Annotated in this window: 17 protein-coding genes and 1 pseudogene; 5 read left to right on the top strand and 13 right to left on the bottom strand. The window is 65.8% G+C overall.

What is annotated here, in order from left to right; all coding sequences use genetic code 11:
- Positions 1-47: 47 nt before the first annotated feature.
- The 8 genes from AC1DSD_RS20285 to AC1DSD_RS20250 all read right to left on the bottom strand — a co-directional run bounded on the left by AC1DSD_RS20285 (position 48) and on the right by AC1DSD_RS20250 (position 7,393).
- A complete protein-coding gene (locus tag AC1DSD_RS20285; protein ID WP_478032611.1) occupies positions 48-1,466 on the bottom strand; it encodes a UDP-N-acetylmuramoyl-L-alanyl-D-glutamate--2,6-diaminopimelate ligase in 1,419 nt (472 codons plus the stop codon).
- Complete coding sequence (locus AC1DSD_RS20280) at positions 1,463-3,193, bottom strand: peptidoglycan D,D-transpeptidase FtsI family protein (protein WP_478032610.1); 1,731 nt, start codon at positions 3,191-3,193, stop codon at positions 1,463-1,465. Before AC1DSD_RS20280 ends, AC1DSD_RS20285 begins: the two co-directional genes overlap by 4 nt.
- Positions 3,190-3,792: a hypothetical protein gene (locus AC1DSD_RS20275; protein WP_478032609.1), complete on the bottom strand. Its 603-nt coding sequence runs from the start codon at positions 3,790-3,792 to the stop codon at positions 3,190-3,192. Before AC1DSD_RS20275 ends, AC1DSD_RS20280 begins: the two co-directional genes overlap by 4 nt.
- The gene (rsmH, locus tag AC1DSD_RS20270; RefSeq protein ID WP_478032608.1) at positions 3,792-4,739 is read right to left on the bottom strand and encodes a 16S rRNA (cytosine(1402)-N(4))-methyltransferase RsmH; all 948 of its coding nucleotides are present in this window, start codon (positions 4,737-4,739) and stop codon (positions 3,792-3,794) included. The genes AC1DSD_RS20275 and rsmH overlap by 1 nt, the downstream gene beginning before the upstream one ends.
- Positions 4,736-5,218 (bottom strand): division/cell wall cluster transcriptional repressor MraZ, encoded by a 483-nt coding sequence (locus tag AC1DSD_RS20265; protein ID WP_478032606.1) that lies wholly within the window; start codon positions 5,216-5,218, stop codon positions 4,736-4,738. The genes rsmH and AC1DSD_RS20265 overlap by 4 nt, the downstream gene beginning before the upstream one ends.
- Positions 5,219-5,549: 331 nt before the next feature.
- Positions 5,550-5,828 carry a hypothetical protein gene (locus tag AC1DSD_RS20260; protein ID WP_478032605.1) on the bottom strand — a complete coding sequence of 93 codons (279 nt, stop codon included), beginning with the start codon at positions 5,826-5,828 and terminating at the stop codon, positions 5,550-5,552.
- A 69-nt stretch (positions 5,829-5,897) separates the two neighbouring features.
- Positions 5,898-6,872 carry a cysteine synthase A gene (locus tag AC1DSD_RS20255; protein ID WP_478032604.1) on the bottom strand — a complete coding sequence of 325 codons (975 nt, stop codon included), beginning with the start codon at positions 6,870-6,872 and terminating at the stop codon, positions 5,898-5,900.
- A gap of 254 nt (positions 6,873-7,126) precedes the next feature.
- Positions 7,127-7,393 carry a hypothetical protein gene (locus AC1DSD_RS20250; RefSeq protein ID WP_478032602.1) on the bottom strand — a complete coding sequence of 89 codons (267 nt, stop codon included), beginning with the start codon at positions 7,391-7,393 and terminating at the stop codon, positions 7,127-7,129.
- A gap of 59 nt (positions 7,394-7,452) precedes the next feature.
- Here AC1DSD_RS20250 and AC1DSD_RS20245 point away from each other — a divergent pair, with 59 nt between their 5' ends.
- From AC1DSD_RS20245 to aat, 5 genes are all read left to right on the top strand, one after another.
- Positions 7,453-7,974: a DNA-deoxyinosine glycosylase gene (locus tag AC1DSD_RS20245; protein WP_478032601.1), complete on the top strand. Its 522-nt coding sequence runs from the start codon at positions 7,453-7,455 to the stop codon at positions 7,972-7,974.
- A gap of 27 nt (positions 7,975-8,001) precedes the next feature.
- Positions 8,002-9,360 (top strand): DNA polymerase Y family protein, encoded by a 1,359-nt coding sequence (locus tag AC1DSD_RS20240; protein ID WP_478032600.1) that lies wholly within the window; start codon positions 8,002-8,004, stop codon positions 9,358-9,360.
- Between the two features lie 88 nt (positions 9,361-9,448).
- Positions 9,449-9,835 (top strand): hypothetical protein, encoded by a 387-nt coding sequence (locus AC1DSD_RS20235; RefSeq protein ID WP_478032598.1) that lies wholly within the window; start codon positions 9,449-9,451, stop codon positions 9,833-9,835.
- Positions 9,836-9,928: 93 nt separating this feature from the next.
- On the top strand, positions 9,929-10,639 hold the full coding sequence (locus AC1DSD_RS20230; RefSeq protein ID WP_478032597.1) for a ParA family protein: 711 nt from the start codon (positions 9,929-9,931) through the stop codon (positions 10,637-10,639).
- Positions 10,636-11,385: a leucyl/phenylalanyl-tRNA--protein transferase gene (aat, locus tag AC1DSD_RS20225; RefSeq protein ID WP_478032595.1), complete on the top strand. Its 750-nt coding sequence runs from the start codon at positions 10,636-10,638 to the stop codon at positions 11,383-11,385. Before AC1DSD_RS20230 ends, aat begins: the two co-directional genes overlap by 4 nt.
- Before the next feature lie 35 nt (positions 11,386-11,420).
- Here aat and AC1DSD_RS20220 read toward each other — a convergent pair.
- The 5 genes and pseudogenes from AC1DSD_RS20220 to AC1DSD_RS20200 form a co-directional block, all read right to left on the bottom strand.
- A pseudogene (locus tag AC1DSD_RS20220) lies at positions 11,421-11,588 on the bottom strand (DUF2155 domain-containing protein); the annotation flags it as partial.
- Between the two features lie 281 nt (positions 11,589-11,869).
- The gene (locus tag AC1DSD_RS20215; protein ID WP_066822722.1) at positions 11,870-12,262 is read right to left on the bottom strand and encodes an NADH:ubiquinone oxidoreductase subunit NDUFA12; all 393 of its coding nucleotides are present in this window, start codon (positions 12,260-12,262) and stop codon (positions 11,870-11,872) included.
- A 126-nt stretch (positions 12,263-12,388) separates the two neighbouring features.
- Positions 12,389-12,874, bottom strand: a complete 486-nt coding sequence (locus tag AC1DSD_RS20210; protein WP_478032594.1) for a DUF192 domain-containing protein — start codon at positions 12,872-12,874, stop codon at positions 12,389-12,391.
- Positions 12,875-12,878: 4 nt separating this feature from the next.
- Entirely contained in the window at positions 12,879-13,463 is a 585-nt protein-coding gene (locus AC1DSD_RS20205; RefSeq protein ID WP_478032593.1) for a cold-shock protein, read from the bottom strand.
- Between the two features lie 79 nt (positions 13,464-13,542).
- Positions 13,543-14,073 (bottom strand): regulatory protein RecX, encoded by a 531-nt coding sequence (locus AC1DSD_RS20200; RefSeq protein WP_478032592.1) that lies wholly within the window; start codon positions 14,071-14,073, stop codon positions 13,543-13,545.
- Positions 14,074-14,121 lie beyond the last annotated feature (48 nt).

The following is a 14,121-nucleotide window of genomic DNA, read 5'->3' as shown; positions in this document are numbered from 1 at the left end:
GGCAAGCATCCCCTCCTCTAACCGGGCAGCCCGGTTTTGGCCACGCGTCACGCCGCCGCCTCCTCGCGCGCTACACTCACGTCGTCGAATGGCAGCACCAGGTCACCGACAATCTGGCCCTGTTCGTGCCCCTTGCCAGCGATCAGCACAATGTCCTCGGCACCCGCTTGCCCGACGGCATAAGCGATGGCCGAGCGGCGGTCGCCGATCTCGATCGCCCCCGGCGCACCCTTGAGCACTTCGGCGCGGATCGCGGCCGGGTCTTCGCTGCGGGGATTGTCGTCGGTGACGATCACCAGGTCGCCGTAGCGCACGGCGATCTCTCCCATCAGCTCGCGCTTGCCGTGATCGCGGTCGCCGCCGGCGCCGAACACGACGATCAGCCGTCCGGCGGTGTGCGGCTTGAGCGCGGCGATCGCTGCCTCCAGCGCGTCGGGCGTGTGCGCGTAGTCGACATAGACCGGTGCCCCGGTCCGCGTGATCACCGCGCGTTCGAGCCGTCCGCGCACCGGCTGCAACCGCGCCAGATTGGCGATGGTCTGGGCAACGTCGCCGCCGGTCGCGATCACCAGCCCCGCCGCGGTCAGCGCATTGGCCGCCTGATAGGCGCCGATCAACGGCAATGTGACCTTCAGCTCGCGATCCTCGGCTTCGATCAACAGGCCCTGGCCGAGCAAAGTCGGGTCGCGACTGACCAATCGAAGCGCGCCGCCGCGTTCGCCGACCGTGACGATACGTTGGCGCCGCGCATGGGCGAGATCGACGACGCGCGCGGCCTGCGGATCGTCGGCCCAAACGACGGCGGTACCGTCCGGGTCGAGCACTTCCGAAAACAGCCTGAGCTTCGCCGTCAGATAAGCGGCCATGTCGCCATGGTAATCGAGATGGTCGCGGCTGAGGTTGGTGAAGGCCGCGGCGATCACTTTCAGCCCCTCGGTGCGATATTGCGACAGGCCATGGCTCGATGCCTCGAACGCGACATGGGTGACGCCTTCGCGTGCGAGCCCGGCGACGTTCGACAGGAACGTGACGACATCCGGCGTCGTCAGACCGGTCGAGACGCTGTCATCCGAGGTCGTCACGCCAAGCGTCCCGATCGACGCGGCATGATGCCCCGCCATCCGCCACAATTGACGCGTCATCTCGACCGTCGAGGTCTTGCCGTTGGTGCCGGTGACTGCAACCACCGTTTCCGGGAAAGGCGCGAAGAATAAAGCGGCGAGATGCGCGAAAGCCTGGCGCGGATTGTCCGAGGCGATGTGCAGCGCCCCGTCGACAGTGACGTCCGGACGCGCGACGACCGCGATCGCACCCGCCGCGACCGCCGCCGGGATGAAGTCCTCGCCATTGACGCGCGTGCCTTCGAACGCGCCGAAGATCGTGCCGGGCGCGACCTTGCGGTGGTCGATCGCGAAGCCGGTGACGCTGGCGTCGCCCCCGCCCGTCACCAGCCCGCCGAGTTTCATTCGGGATCCGCCATCGTCTGCGGCTTTTCGCCGGGGCGGTGCCAGATCAGCGGCATCAGCTCGTCGACATTGATGTCGCGCGAGGGGTCGGGCATCACCCCGAGCATCGGCCCGGCGCGCATGATGAAGCGGTTGACCACCGGTGCGGCGGTATAGGCCGCGGTCCTGACGGCTCCCTGTGGCGAATCGAGCATTACGATCACCACATAGCGTGGCGCGTCCATTGGGAAAGCCGCCGCGAAGGTCGAGACGTTGGCTTTCTTCGAATATCCGCCGCCCGTCGCGACTTCCGCGGTGCCGGTCTTGCCGCCAACGCGGAAGCCGGGCGCATCGGCAGTCCGGCCGGTACCCTGGGTAACCACGAGCCGAAGCAGCTGGCGAATGCGGTAGCTGGTCTGTTCGCTGATCACGCGCCGCCCCGGAACGTCGGCACCGGGCTGAACCTTCATCAGCGTGACAGGCCGCCACACGCCGCCATTGACCAGGGCAGCATAGGCTGCGGCCAGGTGCAGCGGCGTCACCGCGATGCCGTGCCCGAAGCCGGTGGTCATCGTCGTCACGCGACTGAACTTCTGCGGGAACATCGTCCGACCCCGCGCCGGCAACTCGAACGGCATCGGCTTGTCGAAACCCATCGACCGGAACATCGCCGACAATTTGTCGCCGCCCATTTCGTCGGCAATCCGCGCGGTGGCGATATTCGACGAGTGGATCAGCGTCTCCGGGATATCGAGCCAGCGCCCTTCGCCATCATGGTCATGGATCTTGAAGCCGTCGATCTGCAGCGGCTGGGTAGCGTCGAAACGCTTGGCCATCGAGGTGACGGTACCGCTGTCGATCGCCGCGGCCATGGTGATCGGCTTGAAGGTCGAGCCAAGCTCGTATGCCGCACTGGTCACGCGGTTGAAGAACGGGCCGGGCAGCTGCTTGCCGTCCTCAGTCACGGCCGGTTTCGGCGCTGCGCCGGGATTGTTGGGATTGAATGTGGGGAAGGACGCCAGCGCCATGATCTCGCCGGTGCGAACGTCGAGCACCACGCCCGCCCCACCCTTGGCCTTCAAGGTGGTGACCTGTTGGCCAAGCTCGTTCTCGAGCGCCGATTGCGCGCGCGCGTCGATCGACAGCGCGACCGGCTTGGCCGCGGTGTCGGGCGAGGTCAGCCGCAGATCGAGCGCGCGCTCCATCCCGCTCGCGCCCTTGTTGTTGACGTCGAGGAAGCCGAGCACCTGCGCGCCGAGTTCCGATTGCGGATAGAGGCGCTGTTGCTGGCGTTCGAACACGATCGCCGGCTCGCCGATCGCATTGACCTCGGTGACGAGCGATGCCGAGGCATCGCGCTCGATATAGGTGAACCTGGTGCCCTGCAGCCTGGCGTAGATCTGGTTTTCGTCGAGGCCGAGGATATTGGCCAGGCGCTGTGCGATCTCACGGCGATCGCCGAGGATCTGGTCGGGGTGGATACCGATTGCCCAGGCGTCGATCGTGCGCGCCAGCGGCTCGCCGTTGCGGTCGACGATATCGCCGCGGATCACGCGGTCGGCCATCGTCGACGCGGTCGCGGTTCCCGCGGAGAACGCGAAAAAGCTGAGCTTGGCGACGACGACTCCGATCGCTGCGCCGTAGAGCAGCATCATGATCATCAATCGCTTTTGCGCGGTCGCACGGACCAGCGCGCGTTCGTCGGCAAGACGACGCGGCGCGATCGGTCGTGCGAGCAGATTGCTCATCGCGCGCCATCCTCCCGACGCGCGCCGCGCGACAGCGAGCCCAACGTCGTGTCGCTGAGCAGCTTGCGATCGAGCAGCGCCACCGTCGCCGGCTTCGCCTTGATCGTCGTTTTGGCCGCGGCGGGCTGGAGCTTCGCGCCGACAGGCGCCGAAACCATCGCGACCGCCGCCTTCATCTTGGCTGGAGCGCTCGCCACCGGCGCGGCCGGTGTAGCGGCGACCGCCACTTCGGTCGGCATCACAGGGGCGCTCGGGATGACCGCCGCGGCGGTCTGGACTTGCGGGCCGTTCGTTGGGGTCGGCGCGTTGAAATCGACCTGGGCGAGCTCGGCGTCGTTACGGATATATTGCCCGGCGGTCGGCGCCGACAGCTTGAGCGTGTCGCCGTTCCAGCGCTGCAGCTGCGCGAAGCTGGCGCGCGTGTCGAATTCGGTTTCGAGCGCGGTGATGTCACGCTGCGTCCGCGCGATCGAGGATTCGATCGCCGCGAGCTTGTTGCGTTCCGCCGCCACGCGCGATGACATGAGGTAACAGCCGAGGATCACGCTCACGCAGAGCACGAACCAGCCAAACCAACGAAATCGATGCGCCACAACCATCACATTTCTCCCGCAACCCAGGCTGCCGACGCGGTCCGCCTGGCCACACGCAAGGTCGCCGAACGAGCACGCGGGTTCCGCGCCAGCTCGGCATCACTGGGGCGCACCGCGCGCCCGATCGTTTCGAATGTCGCCTCGGCCGGAGCGGCCTGCGGCGGCAGATGGCGAGAACCGGACGGCATCGCGCCGCTCCGTTCGCGCAGAAAATGCTTCACCAGCCGGTCCTCCAGGCTGTGGAAGGTCACCACAGCCAGCCGCCCGCCGGGCTTGAGCACACGCTCCGCCGCGGCGAGACCATCGGCCAGCTCGCCGAGCTCCCGGTTGATATGAATCCGCACGGCCTGGAAGGTCCGTGTCGCGGGATCCTTCTTGTCGTGCGGTTTATGGCCTAGCGCCTTCCGCACCACCGTCGCGAGTTCGGAAGTCCGCGTAAGGGGTCTTGCGGAGACGATCGCGCGGGCGACGCGGCGCGAGCGGGGTTCTTCGCCATAAAGGTAGAGGACATCGGCGATGTCGCTCTCATCGGCATTGTTGAGGAAATCGGCGGCACTCTCGCCCGACTGGCTCATCCGCATGTCGAGCGGCCCGTCGCCCTGGAACGAGAAGCCGCGCTCAGCCTGGTCGAGCTGCATCGACGACACGCCGATATCCATCACGACGCCGTCGACCGGGGCGAGGCCGCGGGCGTCGAGTTCGGACTCGAGCGCGGAGAATGGCGCCTCGACGAGCGTGAGCCGCCCGTCCGACGCCGCGACCATCTCCTCACCGCCGGCGATCGCATCGGGGTCGCGGTCGAACGCGACCACCTCGGCGCCCGTGGCGAGGATCGCCCGAGTGTAACCGCCGGCGCCGAAGGTCGCATCGACATGGCGCTCTCCCGGGGTGGGGCGGAGAGCGTCGATCACCTCATCGATGAGCACCGGAATATGGGGAGTGGGCGTGCTCACAGGATGTTCTTTTCCTGCATGAGGTTGCGGCAGATGCGCTTGAGGACGGGGGCAGCCTGGTCGTCGGTCGCGGCGAGCAGGGTGTGGGGATCCCAGATCTCGAAATGCGTCAGCGACCCGTAGAAGAAAGCGTGCTTGGCGATGCCCGCCTCTTCTTTCATCCAGTTGATGATGACGGCGCGGCCGGTGCTGTCGAAGCCGACTTCCTCGGCGCCGCCGGCAATGACGCGAAGGACGTTGAACGCGGGATCGTTATCGCCTGCCGCGGCCTTGGCCAGCTTCGCGTCGACATAGCCCTGGTCGTAGGCGATCAGGCACTTCGCCTCGGGGTGCTGCCCCATGAGGACGAACGGGCCTTTCTTGAAGCGCTCGGGCGGCGTGTTGTCGATGACGGCGTCGCGGAACTTGGCGGGTATGGAAACGCGGTTCTTGTCATCGACAAGCTGCAGCGCCGTTCCCGTATAGATACTCCCAGCCACCGTTCGCCCCGAACCAGACATGCGTTTTCCCGTTCGCGGAACGAGCCCTCGCTCGCGCCGCGGTGATCAGAATCAACGGGTAAAAACGCCCCACTTCCGGAGACTGGCGTATCAAGCCACCGGATGGGATTCAATGGGAATTTTTGGTGTTTGATGGGCCAAAATTGCCCACTTTTGGCTAAGCTATTCCAAACACTATGAAATTTTCTTTAACCATAGCCTGCCCTTCTGACCCCTGCAGGCACCGGCAAGGGCTTGAAATGTTGGAATCGGCGCGACTCAGCCCAGCTTTGGGATGATTTCCCATCGCTTCCCGGCAGGGAGGCGGACATCAGTGCTTGGCGGGAGTGGGTGATGCCGCCGGAGCGACGCCCATTTCGGCGAGCGGTTCGCTCGTCGCGGTATCGATTGGGGCGGTGCTGTTCGACGCGGCAAGGTTGGCGGCGACATCGACCTTGGGCGCGCCCACCGCATTGAGCGGACGTTCCCGGCTGACGATCGCAAACAGGGTCGCGGCGACGCCGATCATCAGCAATACCGCCGCAAGGCCGATCATGCCGACCTTCACCCGCTGCATCGTTTGAATGTTGTCGCGAACCAGTGTTTTCATACTTGTGTGGCATTTATGTAACGCATCGCGAGGCGTTTGTCGACCTTGCTGGTGCCACGGTCTACCGCATCAGGCGGGAACCAATCCTTTGGATGCCAACCAGTCGTTGTTGTAGAGCGTTGAAAGGTAGCGGAATCCCGTGTCGCACAGGATCGTGGCGACCCTGCTGTCCGGGCCCAATTGTTTCGCCAGCGCGACGGCACCGGCGACATTGATCCCCGACGACAGGCCCAGGCAAAGCCCTTCTTCGTCGAGCAGGCGCCTGACCCAATGATATCCTTCGGCGTCCGAGATGCGGAATTGGGTGTCGACCGGCGCGCCTTCCAGGTTGGCGGTGATCCGTGCCTGCCCGATCCCTTCCGCCACCGACGATCCCTCGCTGCGGAGTTCGCCGCAGGCGTAATAGGAATAGAGCGCGGCGCCATCGGGGTCGCTGAGCGCGATCGTCACGTTCTCGTCGTGCGACTTAAGGCCGAGCCCAACGCCGGCCAGCGTCCCACCCGTCCCCACCGCGCAGGTGAACCCGTCGATCCGCCCATCCATCTGGTCCCAGATCTCCTCGGCGGTGCCGACGATATGCGCCCTGCGGTTGGCGATATTGTCGAACTGATTGGCCCAGATCGCGTTCGGCGTCTCTTCGGCGATCCGCCGGCTGGTATGCACGAAATGGCCGGGGTTCGAATAAGGCGCGGCCGGCACCAGCACGAGTTCGGCGCCGAGCGCGTGCAGCGTGTCCATCTTCTCCCGGCTCTGCGTCTCGGGCATGACGATGATCGTCTTGTAGCCCTTGGCATTGGCGACCAGCGCCAGGCCGATACCGGTATTCCCCGCCGTCCCCTCGACGATCGTCCCGCCCGGCGCGATCAATCCGCGCTCCTCGGCGTCCTGGACGATGAACAACGCGGCGCGATCCTTCACGCTCGCGCCGGGATTGGCGAATTCGCATTTACCGAAAATCTCGGCGCCGGCCGCTTCGCTCGGCCCATTGAGCCGGACGAGAGGGGTATGGCCGATGAGCGACAGGGTGTCGGGCGTGATGGGCATAGCGCCTTAGATAAACCGGCACGCGGCGCGGGCAAGCAATCGCTGCTGCGTGGGAGGCAATTCCTTGTTGTGTGTGTCCTCTTCCTTCTCCCCTTGTGGGAGAAGGATAGCGAAGCTTGGCAGCCTGCTGCCTAGCGAAGCTTGGATGAGGGGGGCGCGCTAGCGCCGCGCGAGCCTGCGGCTCGCCCCCTTACCTTCCCACTCGGCTAACGCCGAGCGGCCCGATGCGCCCACGGGGGAGAGGGGTTTCAGCGTTACTCCTGGTGCGCGTCGCTGCTCGCCGCGGCATCTGCCGAGGTGTCGTTGGACGCGGCGCTGTCGTCGGACATCGCTCCGTTGTCGGGTGCCGCCGCCGCAGCATTCGCTGTGGGCGTCGGCGTCGGGCTCGGCACGGTCGCGACGACATTCCCGACCGCTGTAGTGGTGATCGAATCGGCCGAATTCTGCCCGACCGCCGCCGGGCTGCCGCCGCATCCCGCCAGCATGCTCAGGATCACGCCCACCAACAGCACTCGCTTCATGCCCATCTCCCTGATTGGAGAGATCGTCACCCGATCGGCCCGCGCGGTCAAGGCGGGACGTGTCTGGCGGGCCGCGCTACACTGACGCCGTGACACTCAAACGCTCCTTCCCGCCGGTCGTCGACGCGCGAACGCGGTTATTGATCTGCGGCAGCCTGCCCGGCGACCGCAGCCTCGCCGCCCAACGTTACTATGCGCATCCGCAGAACCAGTTCTGGCGCCTGCTCTCCCCCGTGGTCGGGCGCGATCTGGCAGCCTTGGACTATGAGGATCGGCTGGCGACGCTGCTCGACGCGCATATCGGCCTGTGGGACGTCGTCGCGACAGCCACTCGCCCCGGCAGCAGCGACGCCGCGATCCGCGATCATGCGCCCAACGATCTCGAGCATCTCGCCGCGTCGCTGCCTCGATTGCGCGCGATCGCGTTCAACGGCGGCACCGCATACAAGATCGGCCGACGACTGATGGAGGAGCACGTCCGGCGATATGACCTGATCGCATTGCCGTCGAGCAGCCCGCTCCACACGATCGGCCTTGCGGCGAAGCAGGGCGCTTGGACGGCGCTCCGTGCCTATCTCTGAGCTATTTCACGCGCCAATGTTCTGATAATGTTCCACCCTATGGCGCTGGCCGAATCGCTCTCCCCTGCCCCCTCCGACGCATATGGCGTGTCGGTCGACTTGACCTTGCCGCCGCGCCCGCTGCGCTGGTTGTTCCTCGACCTGAACTCCTATTTCGCCAGCGTCGAACAGCAGCTCGACCCCGCCTTGCGTGGTAAGCCGGTGATCGTCGCGCCGGTCGGGTCCGACACCACGGTTGCGATCGCCGCCTCGGTCGAAGCCAAGCGCTATGGCATCACCACCGGCACGCCGGTGTGGGAAGCCAAGAGGTTGTGCCGCGAGTTGCTGATCGCGCCCGCGCGCCACGACAAATATGTCGAGTTCCACGACGCCGTGATCGCGGAAATCTGGAAGCACATCCCCGTGACGCGCGTCTGTTCGATCGACGAAGTCGCGTGCCGCCTGCTCGACAACGAGAATTCGCCCGACCAGGCGATGGCATTGGCGCGGCGGATCAAGGCCGGGATCCGTGCCAATGTCGGCGAGTGCCTGACCTCGTCGGTCGGGATCGCGCCCAACCGGCTGCTCGCCAAACTCGCCTCTGACATGCAGAAGCCCGACGGGCTGATCATCCTGACCGCCGAGCAATTGCCGCATCGGCTATTCGGACTGGCGTTGCGCGACATTTCGGGGATCGGCGCGAACATGGAGCGCCGGCTGGCGCGCGACGGAGTCAACGATATCCGTCAATATTGCGAGCGCCGCCCGCGCGACGCCGGCACCGCCTGGGGCGGCACCAATGGCGATCGATTATGGTATCTGCTCCACGGCGTCGACCTGCCCGACAAGGCGACCCAAACGCGGTCGATCGGCCACAGCCACGTGCTGTCGCCCGGCAAGCGCGGGCTCGAGCCGGTGCGGCTGACCGCGCGGCGGCTGGCGCTCAAGGCGGCGAGCCGGCTCAGGCGCAAGGGCTATGCGGCGCGCCTGCTGGTGCTCCATGTCCGGTTCGAGCAGGACAAAATCGTATGGCAGACCAGCCGCCGCCTGGCGCCAACGCAGGACAGTTTCCAGGTGCTTGCTGCGCTCGATGCCTTGTTTCCCCGGCTGGCCGAAGAAGGGCGACAGCGTCACGGTTCGCTGCGCGTGCGGATGATCGGCGTGACGCTCAACGAGATCGTCCCGGTCGCCGGCGAACAGGGATCGCTGTTCGAGCATCTCGACCCCGACGACCCGCTGGCGCGCGAGACGCGCGGGCTGGCGCTCAGCCGAGCGATGGACCGGCTCAACGAGAAATTCGGCCGCCACGCGGTGTCGCTCGGGCCGTTTTATGGTGGACGGATCGATCGCGTCGGTACGAAAATTGCGTTCGGCCGTATCCCCGATATGGACGAATTTCACGAATGACACTTTTGTTGCAACGCATCACGCCCGGAACGGCCCAAAATGGTTACATCTTGACCTTCGCTGCTGCGTGCGCGAAGCGCGAAGGCCTATGAAGACCCCCCTTCTCCCCGCAACCGCCGTAGCGCTTCTGGCGCTGACGGCCTGTCAATCCAAGACCAACGCCACGACTGTCGAGAACTCGACCACCGTCGAGAACAAGACGGTCGCCGAAAAGCCGAAATTCGAGCTTCCGCCGGCGATCAAGGCCGAGGTCTCGATGCGCTGCCATGGCGATAACACATTGGCGCACGTGACTTTTTTCGAAGGCGACAAGCAGCTGACCGTGTCGGCTCCTGCGGACGCCACGGCAGTCGTGCTGAAGGCGCCCGAAGCGGGCAAGCCCTATGTCGGCGACGGCGGCTGGGAAGTGTCGGGCACGCCCAAATCGATCAAGCTGACCGCGCCGGGCAAGCCCGCCCAGACCTGCGACGCGTGATTCCAACCCAGCGGTCCGCGTTTCGGCGCGGACCGCTGTTGCATCAACTGCCCAGATTGGGCACCTTGCCGATCATCGCCCAACGGGAGCGGCATGGCAACGATCGCGATCTACAGCCTGAAAGGCGGCGTCGGCAAAACGACGCTGGCGGTCAATTTAGCCTGGGCCGCCGCCACGCTCTCGTCGCGCCGGACATTGCTTTGGGATCTCGATCCGCAAGCGGCCAGCACCTTTTTGCTGCCGACCAAAAAGGGCAAGGCCGACGCGCAGTCGGTGTTCACCAAAGACATCGAGCCGAGCAAGCTCGCCCGGGCTACCGCGATCGCGCGACTCGACGTGATCGCCGCGGACACGTCGCTGCGCGGGCTCGACCTGCTGTTCCACGAACTCGACAAGAAGAAGCGGCTGCAAAAGCTGTTGGCATCCTTGGCCAAGGATTATGATCGGGTGATCCTGGATTGCCCGCCCGGCCTCACCGAAACCAGCGAACAGGTGATCCGCGCCGCCGACCTGATCGTCGTGCCGGTCATCCCCTCGCCGCTGTCGCAACGCGCCTTCGACGACATGGCCGCGTCCTTGGGCAAGGCCAAGGTGCTGCCGGTCCATGTCATGGTCGATCGCCGCCGCCGGTTGCACGGCGAAGCGGTGGCGGCACATCCCGACTGGCCGATCATCCCAATGGCCAGCATCGTCGAACAGATGGGCGATCGCCGCGCGGCGGTGGGTCAATTCGCCGGAAGCTCGGCGGCGGCGCACGCATTCGCCACGCTGTGGCAGACGATCGAGAAGCGGCTGGCGCGATGAAACCGCCTCCAGAGCCGTCCTATGAGGTTCTCGATCCCAATCTCGTTCTGGGGGCCTATGCCGTCGGCGTCTTTCCGATGGCCGACGCGCGCGACGCGGCCGGAGTCTATTGGGTCGAACCGCGCAAGCGCGCGATCCTGCCGCTCGACGGGTTCCATCTGTCGAAATCGCTCCGGAAGGTGATTGCCTCGGACCGGTTCCGCGTCACTGCCGACGCCGCGTTCGAGGACATGATCGCGCTCTGTGCCGAAAGCGCCGCTGATCGGCCGGAGACATGGATCAACACCACGATCGAAAGCGTGTTCACCACGCTTCATTATCAGGGCCGCGCGCATTCGATCGAATGTTGGGACGGCGATCAGCTGATCGGCGGTCTCTACGGCCTCGCGCTCGGCAAGGCGTTCTTCGGCGAATCGATGGTCAGCCGCGCGACCGATGCGTCAAAAGTGGCCCTCGCCTGGTTGGTGGCGCGCCTGCGCGTGGGCGGGTTCACTCTGCTCGATTGCCAATTCATGACGCCCCATCTCGCCTCGCTCGGCGCGATCGAGATCAGCCGGGGCGATTATGTCGCGTTGCTGGGCGCGGCGATCGACGGTTCGCTCGGCGCTGCGGTGTCGGGCGCCGCGGCGGGGGATTTCGGCGCGCTCGACCGGCTGCCCGATTTGGGCGATTCGGTCGGCGCCGTCACGGTGTCGGCGCCGCCTTTGGGGAAGGACATCGTGCAGCTCTTGACCCAGACGTCGTAGATCGGATCGATCACGACGTTCAGGTTCGGCCGCTCCTTGTACAGCCAGCCCGAAAATACCCGCTTCCACTGCTTGTCGGTCTGTTCGATGTCGAGCTGGACGAACGCACCGGTATAATGCTCGGCTTCCCAAGGCGCGGTTTCCTCGCACGCGCGCAGGCGGACGATGGCATTCCCGACGCGAATCGCCTCGCCGGGCTTCATCGTCAGATCGCGCGTCTGGCTGTTGCGCTTGTTGAGCAGGCCGAGTGTCGCGACGCGCTGGTTCATCGGCGTCGCGCCCTGGGTCGGATTGGTCGCATCGCCCGATACGTCGATCGTCTCGACGCCACCTGATTGGCCGCTATCGTCGAGCGCGGTCGGCGCGGCGGTCGCCACCGCGTCGGGCGGCGGCGCCGTCGGCGTCTCGTACCAATTATAGCCAGCCCAGCCGGCCGCGCCGATTCCGGCCACCAGCGCGGTGATACCGCCGACGCGGCGCCAGTTCATCCTTCCGGCGTCCAGGCTTCGTAATCACCCGTGGCAGGCGCACGATGCCCGCCCTTTTCGAGCGCGCCCGGCGGCCGATAGGCCAGAGCGGTCCCGGTCAGATTGGGCACGGCGGGCTTTTCCCAGCGACGCTGCGCCGGTAGCGCGCGATCGGGCACGTCGTCGATCTGGTGATGCAGCCAGCTGAACCATTCGGGCGGCACCCGGCTGGCGTCGTTCGCACCGTTATAGATCACCCAGCGCCGCGGGTTGCCGTTAGTGTCCTTGCCGCCCCGGTAATAGACGTTGCCGAGGTCATCCTCGCCAACGCGTTCCTTGCCGAGCAGGCCGACCATCGTGCCCCAGGTCGCGCCGGTCCACCAGGTGAAGGGATTGAGATTGATACCCATAGGCCGCGCTTAGCGGGTGACGGTCCGGCGTTCAACGCCTGCCGTCGTCATCCCAGCGAAAGCTGGGATCTTTGGCAATGCGGCGATGCGGCCCGAGACCCCAGCTTACGCCGGGGTGCTGAGGAGTCATTTGCCGGTCCAGGTTACCTTGTCGCCCTCGGCAATCCCCAGCTCGGAACTGCGCCCGCCCTTGAGCTCCAGCACCGCGCCGACCGGCTCACCCGATGAAATCGGCGTCTCATCTTCGGGAATCGCGTTTTCCGCGATGCGCGCGATCGTGCCGTTGGCGCGGATGAAGATGATGTCGAGCGGGCTCGGCGTGTTCTTCATCCAGAAGCTCGCTTCCTTGGGCGCGCCGCCGCCAGCCGGATAGGGCCAGAACAGCATCCCGCCATTGTCGGGAATGTCGGTCCGGAACATCAGCCCCTTTTCCTGTTCGGCCGCGCTCTTGGCGACCTCGACCTGGAAAGCGTGAGTGCCGTTGCTGCTGGCGACGGTCAGCGCGATCGTTTTGGTCGCGGAATCACTGTTCGCGCTCGCGGGATCGCTCTGCGCGCAGGCAGTCGGCAAGGCGCACAGCGCCAACGGCAGCAACACATAGCGGAATTTCATGAAATCAGTCCTGTTCGACCATGACCGCCAACGGGCCCTTGCGGCCCTCAACGATCCGCGCCCTCAGACGTTGCTCGGGTTCCACCTCATGCAGACCGGCTCGGCGCAGCGTTTCCATATGCACGAATATATCGGCCGAGTCGGCGTCGCGCACCAGGAAACCATAGCCCTTCAGGCGATTGAACCATTTGACCGCGACCGGTTCGAACGGGCCGGCCTGGTCGAGCATCGAGACCGGATCGACCCGATCGGCATCGGGGCGGACGCGCGGCGGCGGCTCGATCGCGGTCGACAGGTCGATGGCCAGGATCGCGCTTGCCTGCAGGCCGCGGTCGCGGCGGACCGCGATGCAATCGACCCGCGCGCCTTCGGGCAGGCTGCGCCGACCATGCGGCTGGAGGACCGAAAAATGGATGAGGATATCACCGGCCTGATCGTCATCGACCAGGAAGCCGAAACCGCGCGTGACATCGAACCATTTGACGACGCCACGATGGTGCGATTCGCCGTCCGCCAGCGCCCCGACGTCAACCTCCTCCAACGGCTCCAGCGGGCGGTCGCCCGTCTCCAGCTGCGATTCTACGCGCACAGTCACCCCCTGCGAACAACCAGTGTAACACGATCACGATGAAAGCCAAAGGCTTAGCGCCGCTCGTTTCGGGATCGTTCTATTCGAGCAGCTTAACGGGATCATCGCCCGGATTCATGCTGGCCAGCGCGCGAGCCAGCTGGAACGAATGGCCAGCGCGGAGCAGCGCCGCGACATGCTTCTCGCGGGTCGGGCGATCGCCCGGCTGGTCGGCGAACGGGCCGATCCGACGCCGACGCGCATAAGCGATCGCGGCGTCGACCGACCGATCGGCGACCGCCGGCGCGATAGCGTCAACATCGTCGCCGCCGATACCGGCCTGGCGCAATACGCCTGCCACGCGTCGAGCCCCCAATCCGCGCCGCGCCATCGTACTCGCCTTGGCCTCTCCCCAGGCGCGATCGTCGATATAGCCGAGTTCGGCCATGCGATCGGCGATCGCCGCCGGGTCGGCGGCTTCCCCGTCCCAGCCCCGCTCGCGGATCTTGCGGCGGAGATAATCGGTCAGCCGTCCGCGCGTCGTCGCGAAGCGTTCGACATAGCGCAATGCCAGTCGTTCGAGGCTCGAACGGTCGAGCGGTGGGGCGGATTGACGAGGAACTCGGGCCATGTCGCCATGTTTGTGCCACACTGACAACCGAATTTGAACGCGTGCGGG

Source organism: Sphingomonas sp. P4_D12 (assembly GCF_056401895.1).
Note: the sequence above shows the minus strand (reverse complement) of the source record. Positions and strands in the feature narration are given on the sequence as shown.

What these genes read in the sequence shown, in the direction of transcription:
- AC1DSD_RS20285 (WP_478032611.1), bottom strand. Translation starts at nt 1,466, where the DNA reads ATGAAACTCGGCGGGCTGGTGACGGGCGGGGGCGACGCCAGCGTCACC.
- AC1DSD_RS20200 (WP_478032592.1), bottom strand. Translation starts at nt 14,073, where the DNA reads ATGGCCCGAGTTCCTCGTCAATCCGCCCCACCGCTCGACCGTTCGAGC.
- AC1DSD_RS20255 (WP_478032604.1), bottom strand. Translation starts at nt 6,872, where the DNA reads ATGCCCATCACGCCCGACACCCTGTCGCTCATCGGCCATACCCCTCTC.
- AC1DSD_RS20250 (WP_478032602.1), bottom strand. Translation starts at nt 7,393, where the DNA reads ATGAAGCGAGTGCTGTTGGTGGGCGTGATCCTGAGCATGCTGGCGGGA.
- AC1DSD_RS20235 (WP_478032598.1), top strand. Translation starts at nt 9,449, where the DNA reads ATGAAGACCCCCCTTCTCCCCGCAACCGCCGTAGCGCTTCTGGCGCTG.
- AC1DSD_RS20230 (WP_478032597.1), top strand. Translation starts at nt 9,929, where the DNA reads ATGGCAACGATCGCGATCTACAGCCTGAAAGGCGGCGTCGGCAAAACG.
- AC1DSD_RS20280 (WP_478032610.1), bottom strand. Translation starts at nt 3,193, where the DNA reads ATGAGCAATCTGCTCGCACGACCGATCGCGCCGCGTCGTCTTGCCGAC.
- AC1DSD_RS20215 (WP_066822722.1), bottom strand. Translation starts at nt 12,262, where the DNA reads ATGGGTATCAATCTCAATCCCTTCACCTGGTGGACCGGCGCGACCTGG.
- AC1DSD_RS20275 (WP_478032609.1), bottom strand. Translation starts at nt 3,792, where the DNA reads ATGGTTGTGGCGCATCGATTTCGTTGGTTTGGCTGGTTCGTGCTCTGC.
- AC1DSD_RS20240 (WP_478032600.1), top strand. Translation starts at nt 8,002, where the DNA reads ATGTTCCACCCTATGGCGCTGGCCGAATCGCTCTCCCCTGCCCCCTCC.
- AC1DSD_RS20210 (WP_478032594.1), bottom strand. Translation starts at nt 12,874, where the DNA reads ATGAAATTCCGCTATGTGTTGCTGCCGTTGGCGCTGTGCGCCTTGCCG.
- aat (WP_478032595.1), top strand. Translation starts at nt 10,636, where the DNA reads ATGAAACCGCCTCCAGAGCCGTCCTATGAGGTTCTCGATCCCAATCTC.
- AC1DSD_RS20260 (WP_478032605.1), bottom strand. Translation starts at nt 5,828, where the DNA reads ATGAAAACACTGGTTCGCGACAACATTCAAACGATGCAGCGGGTGAAG.